Origin of the sequence: Vreelandella malpeensis, from assembly GCF_020622355.1 — a bacterium.
In the GTDB taxonomy this organism is placed as follows: domain Bacteria; phylum Pseudomonadota; class Gammaproteobacteria; order Pseudomonadales; family Halomonadaceae; genus Vreelandella; species Vreelandella malpeensis.
In genome coordinates this window covers 931,568-944,482 of sequence record NZ_WHVL01000001.1, presented here as the reverse complement: position 1 = coordinate 944,482, position 12,915 = coordinate 931,568, and the positions used below count along the sequence as shown (strand labels likewise).

At 66.1% G+C, this 12,915-nt stretch carries 13 protein-coding genes; 12 read left to right on the top strand and 1 reads right to left on the bottom strand.

What is annotated here, in order from left to right; translation table 11 throughout:
* The first annotated feature begins 6 nt into the window (after positions 1-6).
* The 11 genes from GEV37_RS04320 (at position 7) to GEV37_RS04270 (ending at position 10,056) form a co-directional block, all read left to right on the top strand.
* Complete coding sequence (locus tag GEV37_RS04320) at positions 7-1,839, top strand: bifunctional diguanylate cyclase/phosphodiesterase (RefSeq protein ID WP_227388969.1); 1,833 nt, start codon at positions 7-9, stop codon at positions 1,837-1,839.
* On the top strand, positions 1,836-2,801 hold the full coding sequence (gene phnD, locus GEV37_RS04315) for a phosphate/phosphite/phosphonate ABC transporter substrate-binding protein (protein WP_227388968.1): 966 nt from the start codon (positions 1,836-1,838) through the stop codon (positions 2,799-2,801). The genes GEV37_RS04320 and phnD overlap by 4 nt, the downstream gene beginning before the upstream one ends.
* A gap of 69 nt (positions 2,802-2,870) precedes the next feature.
* Positions 2,871-3,701, top strand: coding sequence for a phosphonate ABC transporter ATP-binding protein (gene phnC / locus GEV37_RS04310; RefSeq protein WP_227388967.1), 831 nt, complete (start codon positions 2,871-2,873; stop codon positions 3,699-3,701).
* Complete coding sequence (gene phnE, locus GEV37_RS04305) at positions 3,698-4,525, top strand: phosphonate ABC transporter, permease protein PhnE (protein ID WP_227388965.1); 828 nt, start codon at positions 3,698-3,700, stop codon at positions 4,523-4,525. The genes phnC and phnE (GEV37_RS04305) overlap by 4 nt, the downstream gene beginning before the upstream one ends.
* 23 nt (positions 4,526-4,548) lie before the next feature.
* Complete coding sequence (gene phnE / locus GEV37_RS04300; RefSeq protein ID WP_227388964.1) at positions 4,549-5,364, top strand: phosphonate ABC transporter, permease protein PhnE; 816 nt, start codon at positions 4,549-4,551, stop codon at positions 5,362-5,364.
* 130 nt (positions 5,365-5,494) lie between these two features.
* The gene (locus tag GEV37_RS04295; RefSeq protein ID WP_227389210.1) at positions 5,495-5,965 is read left to right on the top strand and encodes a C40 family peptidase; all 471 of its coding nucleotides are present in this window, start codon (positions 5,495-5,497) and stop codon (positions 5,963-5,965) included.
* A 296-nt stretch (positions 5,966-6,261) separates the two neighbouring features.
* Positions 6,262-8,028: a putative bifunctional diguanylate cyclase/phosphodiesterase gene (locus GEV37_RS04290; RefSeq protein WP_227388962.1), complete on the top strand. Its 1,767-nt coding sequence runs from the start codon at positions 6,262-6,264 to the stop codon at positions 8,026-8,028.
* A gap of 2 nt (positions 8,029-8,030) precedes the next feature.
* Positions 8,031-8,261 carry a DUF2835 family protein gene (locus GEV37_RS04285; RefSeq protein WP_227388961.1) on the top strand — a complete coding sequence of 77 codons (231 nt, stop codon included), beginning with the start codon at positions 8,031-8,033 and terminating at the stop codon, positions 8,259-8,261.
* A complete protein-coding gene (locus GEV37_RS04280; protein ID WP_227388959.1) occupies positions 8,258-8,656 on the top strand; it encodes a hypothetical protein in 399 nt (132 codons plus the stop codon). The genes GEV37_RS04285 and GEV37_RS04280 overlap by 4 nt, the downstream gene beginning before the upstream one ends.
* Positions 8,657-8,767: 111 nt before the next feature.
* Positions 8,768-9,346 (top strand): antibiotic biosynthesis monooxygenase, encoded by a 579-nt coding sequence (locus GEV37_RS04275; protein WP_227388958.1) that lies wholly within the window; start codon positions 8,768-8,770, stop codon positions 9,344-9,346.
* A 41-nt stretch (positions 9,347-9,387) separates the two neighbouring features.
* Positions 9,388-10,056: a glutathione S-transferase family protein gene (locus GEV37_RS04270; protein ID WP_227388957.1), complete on the top strand. Its 669-nt coding sequence runs from the start codon at positions 9,388-9,390 to the stop codon at positions 10,054-10,056.
* A 10-nt stretch (positions 10,057-10,066) separates the two neighbouring features.
* On the opposite strand, the gene nhaD is transcribed toward GEV37_RS04270, so the two are convergent.
* A complete protein-coding gene (gene nhaD, locus GEV37_RS04265; protein ID WP_227388955.1) occupies positions 10,067-11,545 on the bottom strand; it encodes a sodium:proton antiporter NhaD in 1,479 nt (492 codons plus the stop codon).
* A gap of 339 nt (positions 11,546-11,884) precedes the next feature.
* Between nhaD and GEV37_RS04260 the strand changes: the two genes are divergently transcribed.
* Positions 11,885-12,862, top strand: coding sequence for a TAXI family TRAP transporter solute-binding subunit (locus GEV37_RS04260; protein WP_227388953.1), 978 nt, complete (start codon positions 11,885-11,887; stop codon positions 12,860-12,862).
* Positions 12,863-12,915: the final 53 nt, after the last annotated feature.

The following is a 12,915-nucleotide window of genomic DNA, read 5'->3' as shown; positions in this document are numbered from 1 at the left end:
CGCTCCATGACTTCCCAAGACGCCCACTGGCTGAGCCGCATTCTCGACGGCGACGAGCTTTACGTGCTGTTCCAACCCATCGTGGATGCCAACCGCCAGGCAGTGTTCGGCTACGAGGCGCTGATTCGCGGCCCCGAGCACTCGCCGCTTCACTCGCCGCTGCGCCTGTTCGACGTGGCGCTGCAGGCGGGGCTTCTGGTCGAACTCGATCTCAAGTGCCGCCAGCTCGCCATCCGCCGCTTCGTCGAGCTCAACCTGCCCGGGCGGCTGTTTCTCAACGTGATGCCGCTGACCATCGTCGAGCGCGACTTCGAGGAGGGACTGACGCTCGGGTTTCTGCGCGAAAGCGGGCTCTCCCCGGAACGGGTGGTGATCGAGCTCACCGAGCACGTGCCGATCCACGACTACGCGCTGATGCGCCAGGCGGTGGATCACTACCGTGACATGGGCTTCCAGGTGGCGCTCGACGACCTGGGCGCCGGGCATTCGAGCCTGCGCCACTGGGCGGAGCTACGCCCGGACTTCGTCAAGCTCGATCGCCACTTCGTCGCCGGCATCGACCAGGAGCCCGCCAAGCGCGAGTTCCTGCGCTCGATTCTCGACGTGGCGCGAAGCCTCGACTGCCAGCTGATCGCCGAAGGGGTCGAGACCGCCGCGGAACACCTGTGCCTGTGGGAGCTTGATCGCGGGCTTTCGCTGCTGCAGGGGTTCTATTTCGCGCGGCCCACTCGGGAGCCGCCGCATACGCTCGCCCTGCAGCTGCCTGCGGCGGGCGGTGCGAGCGGAGCAGGGCGCACCGCCCGGGCGATCACCCGGGCCATCGAGACCGTTTCGCCCGGGGATTCGATCCCGGCGCTCGCCGAGCGCTTTCGCCAGCAACCGGCGCTGCGCTGCGTGGCGATAGTCGAGGAGGGTCGGCCGGTGGCGGTGGTGCGCCGCAACGCCTTTCTGACGCTGTTCACCAACCCCTACAGCCACGCGCTCTACGCCAAGCGCAAGGTGCTGGAAGTGGCGGATGCGCGCCCCTTGATCGCCGAGGCGGACACGCTGCTCGAGGTGCTCAGCCAGCAGCTCACCGACAGCCACGACATCGAGCAGGAGGATTTCGTGATCGTCGATCACGGGGCGTACCTGGGCATGGGCAGCATCGTCGACCTGCTGCGCGAGATCACCGCCATCCAGGTGCGCCAGGCGCGCCACGCCAACCCGCTGACGGGGCTTCCCGGCAACATCCTCATCAACGAGACGCTGACCCGCACGCTGGAGAAGGGCGAGCCCTTCGCGGCGGCCTACGTGGACCTGGACAACTTCAAGGCCTACAACGACGCCTACGGCTACGCCCGGGGCGATCAGGTGATCATCGCGCTGTCGCGGCTTCTGCAGGCCCAGGTGGAGAGCGCCGGCGGTTTCATCGGCCATATTGGCGGCGACGACTTCATGATGCTGCTGCCCATCGAACAGTGGGAGGGCATCTGCCGCCAGATCCTCGACGCCTTCGCGGTGATGGCGCCAGGATTCTACGCCAGGGAGCACCAGCGCCAGGGCGGGGTGAGCGTGGAGAACCGCCGCGGCGAGCCGGACTTCTTCCCCTGGGTGAGCGTATCGATCGCGGTCAAGCCGGTGCGCGCAAACGACCGCTGTCGGGCGCTCGACATCGCCGCCCGGCTCTCCGAGCTCAAGCACCAGGCCAAGAAGATCGCCGGCAACAGCCTGTTCGTCGAGCGCAGAAGAGGTGACGCCGCGCCCGCCGTCATCGAGGCGTCATGCAAGTGTCGCGGCGCTGTCACCTTGGCTTGCCAGGATAGCGAGACTTCCAACCATGTCTCGGGTGATGCATGACGACCTTGTCCCTACGCCGTACCCTCGTGAGCGCCGCCGTCTGTGGTGCGCTGTCCCTCCTCGCGACGAACGCCTCGGCGGATCTCTCCGCGCGCTATACCGACCACGATGGCGACATGGTCGCCGACGTCCCCCAGGACGCCGCCGAGTGGGTCAACCCGGACACGCTGGTGTTCGCCTATACGCCGGTCGAGGATCCGGCGGTCTACGCCGAGGTGTGGGCGGACTTTCTCGACCACCTGAGCGAGGCGACCGGCAAGAACGTGCAGTTCTTCCCCGTGCAGTCCAACGCCGCCCAGCAGGAGGCGCTGCGCGCCGGGCGCCTGCACATTGCCGGCTTCAACACTGGCGGCGTGCCGGTAGCCGTGAACTGCGGGGGCTTTCGGCCGTTCGCCATGATGGCCGCCGACGACGGCAGCTACGGCTACGAGATGGAGATCATCACCTACCCGGGCAGCGGTATCGAAGCGATCGAGGATCTCGCGGGGCGCCAGCTGGCGTTCACGTCCGAAACCTCCAACTCCGGCTTTCGCGCGCCGTCGGCACTTTTGAGCTCCGAGTACGGCATGCAGGCGGGCGAGGACTTCGAACCGGCCTTCTCCGGCTCCCACGACAACTCGATTCTGGGCGTGATCAACAAGGATTACGACGCCGCCGCCATCGCCAACTCGGTGGCCACGCGGATGCTCGCCCGCGGTGTGATCGACGAGGGCGATTACGAAGTCATCTACACCTCGGACACCTTCCCCACCACCGGTTACGGTCTGGCCCACAACCTGGACCCGGAACTCGCCGACAAGATCCAGGAAGCGTTCTTCAGCTATGACTGGGAAGGCACACCGCTCGAGGCGGAGTTCGCCAACTCCGGCGAGGCGCAGTTCATTCCCATCACCTACGCCGATCAGTGGTCGGTCGTGCGCACCATCGCCGACGCCACCGACGTGACCTACGACTGCGACTGAACGCACTTTCAGCCCCCTTCGGCCGGAAGCCCGCCTTCCGGCCGAAGGCCGTATAGACGAGGCACTTCCATGCTCACACTCGAAGGCGTCGGCAAGCGCTACCCGACCGGGGACCGCGCCCTGAGCGACATCGACCTCGCGCTACCCAAGGGTCAGGTGATGGCCCTGATCGGCCCTTCCGGGGCGGGCAAGAGCACCCTGATCCGCTGCGTCAACCGGCTGGTGGAACCCAGCCAGGGCCATATTCGCCTGGATGGCGACGAGCTGACCACGCTCTCTGGCGCCGGGCTCAGACGAGCGCGCCGGTCGATGGGCATGATCTTCCAGGAGTACGCCCTGGTCGACCGGCTCACGGTGATGGAGAACGTGCTCTCCGGGCGGCTGGGCTACGTCGGCTTCTGGCGCAGCTTCTTTCGCCGCTACCCGGAGCAGGACGTGCGCGAGGCGTTTCGCCTGCTCGAGCGGGTCGGCCTCGATCACGCCCTCGACAAGCGCGCCGACGCCCTTTCCGGCGGCCAGCGCCAGCGGGTCGGCATCGCTCGTGCGCTGCTGCAAAGCCCGAGGCTTCTGCTGGTCGACGAGCCCACGGCGAGCCTCGATCCCAAGACCTCACGCCAGATCATGCGCCTGATTCGTGAGCTCTGTGCCGAGCGCGGCCTGGCCGCGATCATCAACATCCACGACGTGGCGCTGGCCCGGCAGTTCGCCGACCGCATCGTCGGGCTCAACGCCGGGCGCATCGTCTTCGACGGCGCCCCGAGCGAGCTGACCAGCGACATCCTCACCACCATCTACGGCGAGGAGGAGTGGGATACCCGCGTCGGGCCCGAGGAGCCGGCAGAGGAGCGCTCGGCGCCGCCCCGGGCGTTCGATGTCGCCCTGAGCGGGGCGGTGCGATGAGCCTGAACGCAAGCGAAGGACGCCTTCGAGCAGCGCGTCAGGGGCAGTGGCGGCGACAACCGTTCATCACCGGGGCCGGGCGGCGCTGGGCGCTGGGGGTGGCCGTGCTCGCCTACCTGGTGCTGGCACTGGGCTCCGTCGACGTCAACTGGGCGCGAGTCGCCGAGGGGGCGGGGCGGGCGGTCAACTTCCTGGCGGCGTTCACGCAGCCGGACTTCATCAGTCGCCAGGGCGACATCATCGCCGGGCTGATCGAGAGCCTGACCATGACGCTCACCTCCACGGTGATCGGCGTGCTGCTGGCGATTCCCGTGGGGCTGGGTGCTGCGCGCAACATCGCGCCGCTGCCGATCTACGCGCTGTGCCGGGCCATCATCGCGGTGTCGCGCACCTTTCAGGAAATCATCATCGCCATCCTGTTCGTGGTGATGTTCGGCTTCGGGCCGCTGGCCGGCATGATCACCCTGGCTTTCGCCACCGTCGGCTTTATGGCCAAGCTGCTCGCCGAGGACATCGAGGATCTGAACTGGCGCCAGGTCGAGGCGGTGCGCGCGACCGGCGCCGGCTGGTGGCAGGTGATGAATCACGCCATCCAGCCCCAGGTGATGCCGCGCCTGATCGGGCTGTCGATGTACCGGCTCGACATCAACTTTCGTGAATCCTCGGTGATCGGCATCGTCGGCGCTGGCGGCATCGGCGCGACCCTGAACACCTCGCTCAGCCGCTACGAGTACGGCACCGCTGCGGCGATCCTGTTGATCATCATCGCCATTGTGCTTGCCAGCGAATACGCCTCCAGCCACGTTCGTCGCTTCACCCAGTAACCGCCGTGCTCAAGGATCTCGCCATGCCCGTCTCGACCTCCTCTGCTGGCCTGCCGCTGTGGCAGCGGCGCACCACCGCCGCCCAGTGGCTGCGCTTCGCCGCCTGGCTTTTCGGGCTGAGCCTGTTTCTGCTCTGCTGGAAGGTGATTTCCGACAACACCCTGTGGGTGTTCGTGGAGGACGCCGGCCGCCAGGGAAGCGACCTGCTCGGGCGCATGCTGCCGCCGCGCTGGGAGTACGCCGAAAAGCTCTGGCGGCCCATGTGGGACACGCTCAACATCGCCACCCTCGGCACGGCACTGGGCGTGCTGATGGCCTTTCCCGTGGCGTTTCTGGCCGCGCGCAACACCACGCCGCACCCGCTGGTGCGAAGTCTTGCGCTCATGATCATCGTCTCGTCGCGCTCGATCAACTCGCTGATCTGGGCGATGCTCCTGGTCACCATCGTCGGCCCCGGCGTGCTCGCCGGCATCATCGCCATCGCGCTGCGCTCGATCGGCTTCGTCGGCAAGCTTTTGTACGAGGCGATCGAGGAGATCCACCCGACCCCGGTCGAGGCGATCAGCGCCACCGGGGCGAGCCGCCTGCAGGTCATGAACTACGCCGTGCTGCCCCAGGTGCTGCCGGCCTTCGCCGGTATCAGCCTCTACCGCTGGGACATCAACATCCGCGAATCCACCGTGCTGGGGCTGGTCGGTGCCGGCGGGATCGGCCTGGCCCTCAACGCCTCGATCAACAGCCTTGCCTGGAGCCAGGTCAGCGTGATCTTCGTGATGATCTTCGCCACCGTCATCGTCTCCGAGTGGATGTCGGCACGCGTGCGCCGCGCCATGATCTAGCGCGCCAAGTGTATGATCCAGTGGCGAATCGCAAGCCCTTGAGCCATGATGAGGGCACCCCGAAACGCCACCGGTCGAGTGCTCCATGTTCAACGCTCTCTCGCTGTTCGCCCCGCGTCACGCCTTTTTGATGCGCCCTTTCGCGGCGCTTTTCACCCTGTTGCTGCTGACCGGCTGCGCCAGCAAGGAGATCGCCACGGCGCCCGGGCCTGCCCCGGGCGCCGTGGCGGGCATCTCGATGGAGCGCGCGCTGATTCTTTCCCATGCCCAGCAGGCCATCGGCACGCCTTATCGGTTCGGCGGCAATACGCCGAAGGGGCTCGACTGCTCGGGGCTGGTCGAGATGACCTACCGCGCCGCCGGCATGCGCGTGCCGCGTACCGCCGACGAACAGTACCGGTCACTGCCGGGCATCGATACGCCGCGCCCGGGGGATCTGCTGTTCTTCGGCAGTGGTTCGAAGGCGACTCACGTGGGCATCTATCGCGGCGACCGGCAGATGATCCATGCCCCAGGCAGCGGGCGCAAGGTGGTCAGCGTGCCGCTGGACGTGGCGTATTGGGAGAAGCGCTATCTCGGTGCGGCGGCGTTGGCACCATGAAGCGAGCAATGACTCGGTAATTCGATCGATCGCGATGCTTGGACAAAGCCAATAAGGGTGGCCTATAGACGTGGGCTATGGTCATAATGAATTCTACCTAACGCTGTACAGGTCTTGTCGGATAAAGTAGTCGAGCGCACACCAAGTGCGTTGATGATCCGGACACCAGACGCATGACCGCTATATCGGTTGAGCAAGAATATCGGTTGAGCAAGACGATAAAGCGCCTGCGCGATTTTCCATCAACAACAACCGTCGCGCGCCGCCCGCTATTCGATCTGCCTAAGGAGCAGTCATTGGCCCAGCAACATCGCGACCTTGCGCCGCCCAGCGACGCCTCCCTGTCGGTCGTCGTCTCCAACGCCGCCTTGTCGCCCGGCGAAACGGCTTTTGGTCATGCCAATGAAGCCATCATCATCACCGATGCGGCCAACCGGATCAGCGACGTCAACCCGGCGTTCTGCGAGCTGACGGGGCTTTCGCGTGCTGCGGTACTCGGCCACTGCCTCGAGTCGTTCAGCATTCTCGCGCTCGAGGATGGCCGGCCATCACGCCTGACGGGCGACATTCAGCTGCGCGATCGCAGCAAGAGCCAGGTGAGCTACAAGAGCCACGACGGACGCTTCTACCCGGCGATGATGTCGACCAATCGGGTGCGCGACGAGCAGGGGCGGGTGGCCTGCCACGTCATCGTGCTGTCCGATCTCTCCGCCATTCCCGCCCACGCGCGCCACCTCAACCGCGAGATCTACTTCGATTCGCTCACCGGACTCCCCAATCTCCAGCTTCTGACCCAGCTGATCCAGGAGTCGATCCAGCACGCCGAGGCGAGAGACTTGCCGCTGGCGGTGTGCTCGCTGGATATCGACCACTTCCAGATCCTCAACGAGCGCCTGGGCGCTCAGGCCGCCGACACGCTGCTCGCCGCCTTCTCCCGGCGCGTCAGCCACCTGCTGTTCGGCGACGATGTGCTGGCCCGGGTGGGCGGCGACGAGTTCGTGCTGCTGCTGCATCACAGTGTGGACGAGGCGTACTTCGAGGCGCTGTTGAACTCGATTCGCCAGCCCATGATGATCGACGGTCACAGCATCTACCTGACGGTGAGCCTCGGGGTCACGCTCTACCCCGACGACTACGCTCAGGGCGACGTGCTGTTGCGCCATGCCAACCAGGCGATGTATCGCGCCAAGCAGCGCGGCCGCGACACCTACCACTTCTTCGACCCGGACCAGGACCGCCTGCTGCAGGCGCGCAACGAGCAGCGCCAGCGCTTTCTCGACGCGCTCGACAACGACGAGCTGCGCCTTTTTTACCAGCCGCAGGTCGACATGCGCAGCGGTCGGGTGGTCGGGCTCGAGGCGCTGGTGCGCTGGCAGCATCCGCAAGAGGGCCTGCTCTCCCCGGCGGCGTTTCTACCCATCGTCGAGAGCACGCCGCTCGAAGTCGACCTGGGCGAGTGGGTGCTGGGCGAGGCGCTGCGCCAGCTCGCCGAGTGGCAGAGGGCGGGCACGGCGCTGCCGGTGAGCGTGAACATCAGCCCGTCGCACCTGCTGGTGAAGGATTTCAGCCAGCGGCTGTCGGCGTTTCTGGCCACCCATCCCAACGTCTGTCCCAGCCTTCTGAAGCTCGAGGTGCTGGAGAGCGCAGCCATCCACGATACCCAGTCGGCATTGGTGAACATGGCCTGCTGCCAGACGCTGGGCGTGGGGTTCGCCATCGACGACTTCGGCACCGGCTTCTCGTCGCTGACCCACCTGCGCCAGTTGCCGGTGAATCTGATCAAGATCGACCAGAGTTTCGTGCGCGACATGCTTGTCGATCAGGACGACATGGCGATCGTCGAGAGCGTGATCTACATGGCCAACCGCTTCAAGAAGCCCATGATCGCCGAGGGGGTCGAGACGCTGGCCCACGCCGAGGCGCTGCTCTCGCTGGGCTGCGATCTGGCCCAGGGCTACGGCATCGCCCGGCCGATGCCCGCCGAAGAGGTGCCCGAATGGCTGCGCCGCTGGCCCGAGCGCCGCGAGTGGCAGGCGCTGGCGCCGGCTCGCGGTAGCCCCTGATCATGCCGTCCATCGACGTGATCCTCGACCTGAGCGTCAGCGAATGCCTGGCGCACTATGAAGGCCGCTACCAGGGCGTGCGGGCGCGCAGCGTCGACGGGCGCTGGGTGGCGTTTCCCGCCGAGGCGCTGCGCCGAGTGGTGGGACGCGACGGCGTTCGCGGCGTGTTTCGACTCACCTTCACCGACCAGGGGCGTTTTCGCGCCATCGCTCCCGTATCGAGCTCGCCATGACCCCTTACTCCCGCCATGATGTTGCGCCGATGAGTCTCGACACCTTGGTACTTCGCGTCATCCCCGACCTGAACCTGGCCGAGACGCTGGTCGGCAATACCCTGAAAAGCCTCATCGACAGCGCCAGCGATCCGCTCGACGCGCTGTGGCGCAGGCAGCAGCAGGAGCGCTTTGCGCTGGCCGTGTACCGGCTGCGACTGATTCTCGAGGCGCTGCTCGAGCGCTACCGTCTGGATGTCAACGCGCTGCTCGCCGACCCCCGCCACCGTCCGCCGGCGCTGTTGCTCAAGGACGACGAGGTGGCCGCCATCGAGGAGGCCATCGCCATCTACCGCCACGTGCGCGCTTTCCAGCGCGGCGAGCGCCGCGACCCCGTGGCAAGCGCCACGCGCTGACTCCCCTGGCATCGAAATTGCTTCTATAATGCGACACTCGCCCGGAGATCACCCGCTCCGGGCGCTCGCCACCGCCTACCCGGCCGGCGGCTTTCGATCCGGAGATAACCCATGTCTACCTCGCCCGTTACCCTGATGGTGGCCCGCCGCGTGGCCCACGGCCGCTATCACGACTTCCACCGCTGGCTCAACGAGGGGCGCGACCTGGCCGCGGACTTTCCCGGCTACCTCGGCTCCGGCGTGCTCGCCCCGCCCCAAGGCGACGACGAGTACCAGATCGTGTTTCGCTTCGCCGACCCCGACACCCTCGAGATCTGGCAGCAGTCCGCCTCGCGCAGCGGCTGGCTCAAACGCGGCCAGGGTCTGTTCGACTCGCCCAGCGAGCAGCGCGCCACGGGTCTGGGTGCCTGGTTCCACATGGAAGGTGTCGAGCCCACCCCGCGCTGGAAGCAGGCGGTGGCGGTGTGGCTGGCGTTCTTCCCCATCTCGCTTGCCTTCCAGCTGCTGTTCGGCGACTGGCTCGCCGGCTGGCCGCTGGTGCCGCGCGTGCTGGCCAGCACCCTGGCGCTCACGCCGATCATGGTGTTCGTGTTCATTCCGCTCTCCACGCGGCTGCTCGCACCCTGGCTTCAGGGTCAGTGGTCGCCACGGGATCTGCTGGCGCGATGGTGGCAAACCCGGCGCACCTAGGCCACGCTGTGAACGTCACTCATCGCCGCCAAGGAGCGATCATGATCCAGGTACATCATCTCGAGAAATCCCGCTCGCACCGGGTGATCTGGCTGCTCGAACTGCTCGGGCTCGAGTACGACGTGACGGTCTACCGGCGCGACAAGCACATGCAGGCGCCCAAGGCGCTGCGAGAAGTGCATCCGTTGGGCAAGTCACCGGTGATCACCGACGGCGAGCTGACCGTCGCCGAGTCCGGGGCGATCGTCGACTATCTGGTGCAGCGCTACGGCGACGGGCGCCTGCAGCCGAATGTCGACGAGACCCGCGAGTGGGTCGACTACCGCTACTGGCTGCACTACGCCGAAGGCTCGCTGATGCCGCTTCTGCTGATGAGCCTGGTCTTCAGTCAAATACCCAAGCAGTCGCCGGCGTTGGTACGCCCGGTCGCCAAGGGTATCAGTGCGGCGATCCGCGAGCGCTTTCTCGACCCGCAGCTCGATCGTCACCTCGATTTCATCGAGGCGCACCTGGCCGACAAGGGCAGTTTCGGCGGCGTCTGGCCAAGCGGTGCCGACGTGCAGATGAGCTTTCCCATGCTGGCGCTGAAAGGCACCCGCTCGCTGTCACGCTACCCGGCGATCGACGCCTACCTCCGACGGCTCGAAAGCGACCCCGCCTGGCAACGCGTGATCGACCGGGTGGGGCCACTGGATCTTCCCGAGCGCTGAGCCTCGCAACTCACCCCAGGGCAGCGAAGCTGCCCGCGTTGAGCCACAGATGCACCAGGATGCTCGCCACATAGCCCAGCAGGATCACCGGCGCCCAGCGCAGGTGCCCCATGAAGGTGTAGGCGCCCCGGGCCTGGCCCATCACCGCGACCCCCGCCGCTGAGCCGATCGACAGAAGGCTTCCGCCAACGCCGGCGGTCAGGGTGATCAACAGCCACTGGCCTTCGGACATGGCTGGCTGCATGGTGAGCACGGCGAACATCACCGGGATGTTGTCCACCACCGCTGAAACCACGCCGAGCGTGACGTTGGCCCAGGTCGGGTTCCAGCCGCTGTAGAGCGCCTCGGACAGAAGCCCCAGGTAGCCCATGAACCCGAGCCCGCCGACGCACATCACCACGCCGTAGAAGAACAGCAGGGTGTCCCACTCGGCGCGGGCCACGCGGTTGAACACATCGAAGGGCACCACGCTGCCCAGCTGCTCGAGCTTCTTGTTGTCGCCCAGGCGACTGTAGCGCTCGCGCTTGCGGGCAAGCGAGCGCGGCAGGCTCTTGCGCAGGTAGAAACCGAAGAACTGCAGGTAGCCAAGCCCGGTCATCATGCCCAGCACCGGCGGCAGATCCAGCAGCGTATGGCAGGCCACCGCCGTGGCGATGGTCAGCAAGAACAGCGCGATGATGCGCCGCGCGCCGCGCTTGAGCAGCACCTCCTCGTGGACGCTTGCCGGTTTCTGGTCCTTGATGAACGCGCTCATGATCAGCGCCGGCACCAGGAAGTTGACCAGCGCCGGCAGAAACAGGATGAAGAATTCCTGGAACTCGAGGATACCCGCCTGCCAGACCATCAGCGTGGTGATGTCGCCGAAGGGGCTGAATGCGCCTCCGGCATTGGCGCCCACCACGATGTTGATGCAGGCCAGGTTGATGAAGCGCTTGTCGCCCTCGGCAACCTTGGTGATCACCGCGCACATCAAAAGCGCCGTGGTCAGGTTGTCGGCGACCGGCGAGAGCAGAAAGGCGAGCCCACCGGTCAGCCAGAACAGGGTGCGGTAGTTGAACCCCTTGCGCAGCATCCAGGAGCGCAGCGCATCGAACACTCGTCGCTCCTCCATGGCGTTGATGTAAGTCATCGCCACCAGGAGGAACAGCATCAGCTCGGTGAACTCCAGAAGCGTCATGCGAAACGCGTACTCGGAGGTTTCCGACAAGCCGTTCTGCACGTAGACGAAGCCGATCAGCCCCCAGATCACACCCGCCGCCACCAGCACGGGTTTGGACTTGCGCATGTGGATCTTCTCTTCGAGCATCACCAGCGCGTAGGCCACCACGAACACCGCCAGGGCGAACAGGCCGATCCCGGTCGCGGTCAGGTCGAGCTCGCCGGTGATCGCCAGCGCCGATGGCGCGAAGGCGAGCAGCGCGCAGGCCAATACGAAAAGCCGGCCACGCGTGCATCGTGGCCGGCCGAGACTGCTATCGAGCAAAGGCATAAGGCATTCATCCTATAGACGTTGTAATAGGCGGGAATAAGCAAAGTCAGTTTAACAATCGAGCTTTTGCGCCAATACGGAATAAAACCGAACAAAGCCGCATCGGGGCGGTGTCGAGACGTCTTTTTTTAGGAAATTAACCGTTTCGCTAATAGCCTTCGCCACTGGCGGGTGGCATACCTGCTGGGGGCGTTAGCCATTGGTCGAAGCCGGCATGCCTTTGGCTACCCGGGGGAGCTGCCTGGCAAGGCGCACCGTGGTATGTTAGCCCTGCAAGGCCCGCCCCGGGCCATTAAAACGAGACCCCCTCGACGGGGGCTGAACATACGAAGGACGCCCATGCGCTACTCGATTCGCTCTCTTCATCGCGCGCTGACGCTCTCGGTCGCGCTGCTCACCACGACCACGCTCGCGTTTTCCGCCCAGGCGCAGACGCGTATCACCTACAAGTCCTCCTCGGCGGGAACGGCCTACTACCAGATGGGCGTCGAGCTCTCCGAGGCGATCCGCGAGGAGACCGACGACGCCATCATTCTGACGCTCGAGGAGAGCCAGGGCTCGGTGCAGAACGTCATGGAGGTGATGGCGCGCCAGGGCAACTACGTGTTCACCACGCCGCCGGCGCTGGTCGAACAGGCGATGCAGGGCGAGGGGCCCTTTGCCCAGCGTCAGAGCCCGCGCTTTCAGGAAATCCGCGGACTGTTCCCGATTCCCTCGATCACCATGCACTTCGTCATCGCCGGCGATCACGGCACCGCCGGGGTCGAGGCGCTCGCCGACAAGCACGTGCTGATCGGCCGCGGCACCTATGGCGCCCGCGAGGCGCAGCGCTACCTCGAGCTGTTCGGGCTGGACGGTGACGTGCGCATCGCCGATGCGGCGCTGGGCAGCGGCCCGGACGCGCTGAAGAACGGCCAGATCGATGCCTTCGTCACCGCCAGCTCCTTTCCCACGCCCAACGTGATCGAGATCGCTGCCAGCATGCCGATCACCCTGGTGAGCTTGACCGACGAGCAGATCGAGCAGACCGGGGCCACGGCCCAGGTGATTCCCGGCGGCACTTATCCGGGTGTCGACGAGGACGTGCATACCACGTCGCTGCCGGTCATGGCCTTCACCACCGCGCAGATGGACGACGAGACCGCCTACGCGCTCACCAAGGCCTTCTGGGAGCGTCGCGACGCCATGGCCGAAGAGGCGGCCTGGTGGGGGGCCATCACCCCGGACATGCTCGCGCAGATGATCACGCCGCTGCACCCCGGCGCGCTGCGCTACTACGACGAAGCCGGCATCGACATTCCCGACGCGCTGCGCTGATTCCTCCTCCTTGTATCCCCCCGCGGGCGCCGCCTGCGGGGGGATTTCGTCGA

What these genes read in the sequence shown, in the direction of transcription:
- GEV37_RS04320 (WP_227388969.1), top strand. Translation starts at nt 7, where the DNA reads ATGACTTCCCAAGACGCCCACTGGCTGAGCCGCATTCTCGACGGCGAC.
- phnD (WP_227388968.1), top strand. Translation starts at nt 1,836, where the DNA reads ATGACGACCTTGTCCCTACGCCGTACCCTCGTGAGCGCCGCCGTCTGT.
- phnC (WP_227388967.1), top strand. Translation starts at nt 2,871, where the DNA reads ATGCTCACACTCGAAGGCGTCGGCAAGCGCTACCCGACCGGGGACCGC.
- phnE (WP_227388965.1), top strand. Translation starts at nt 3,698, where the DNA reads ATGAGCCTGAACGCAAGCGAAGGACGCCTTCGAGCAGCGCGTCAGGGG.
- phnE (WP_227388964.1), top strand. Translation starts at nt 4,549, where the DNA reads ATGCCCGTCTCGACCTCCTCTGCTGGCCTGCCGCTGTGGCAGCGGCGC.
- GEV37_RS04295 (WP_227389210.1), top strand. Translation starts at nt 5,495, where the DNA reads ATGCGCCCTTTCGCGGCGCTTTTCACCCTGTTGCTGCTGACCGGCTGC.
- GEV37_RS04285 (WP_227388961.1), top strand. Translation starts at nt 8,031, where the DNA reads ATGCCGTCCATCGACGTGATCCTCGACCTGAGCGTCAGCGAATGCCTG.
- GEV37_RS04280 (WP_227388959.1), top strand. Translation starts at nt 8,258, where the DNA reads ATGACCCCTTACTCCCGCCATGATGTTGCGCCGATGAGTCTCGACACC.
- GEV37_RS04275 (WP_227388958.1), top strand. Translation starts at nt 8,768, where the DNA reads ATGTCTACCTCGCCCGTTACCCTGATGGTGGCCCGCCGCGTGGCCCAC.
- GEV37_RS04270 (WP_227388957.1), top strand. Translation starts at nt 9,388, where the DNA reads ATGATCCAGGTACATCATCTCGAGAAATCCCGCTCGCACCGGGTGATC.
- nhaD (WP_227388955.1), bottom strand. Translation starts at nt 11,545, where the DNA reads ATGCCTTTGCTCGATAGCAGTCTCGGCCGGCCACGATGCACGCGTGGC.
- GEV37_RS04260 (WP_227388953.1), top strand. Translation starts at nt 11,885, where the DNA reads ATGCGCTACTCGATTCGCTCTCTTCATCGCGCGCTGACGCTCTCGGTC.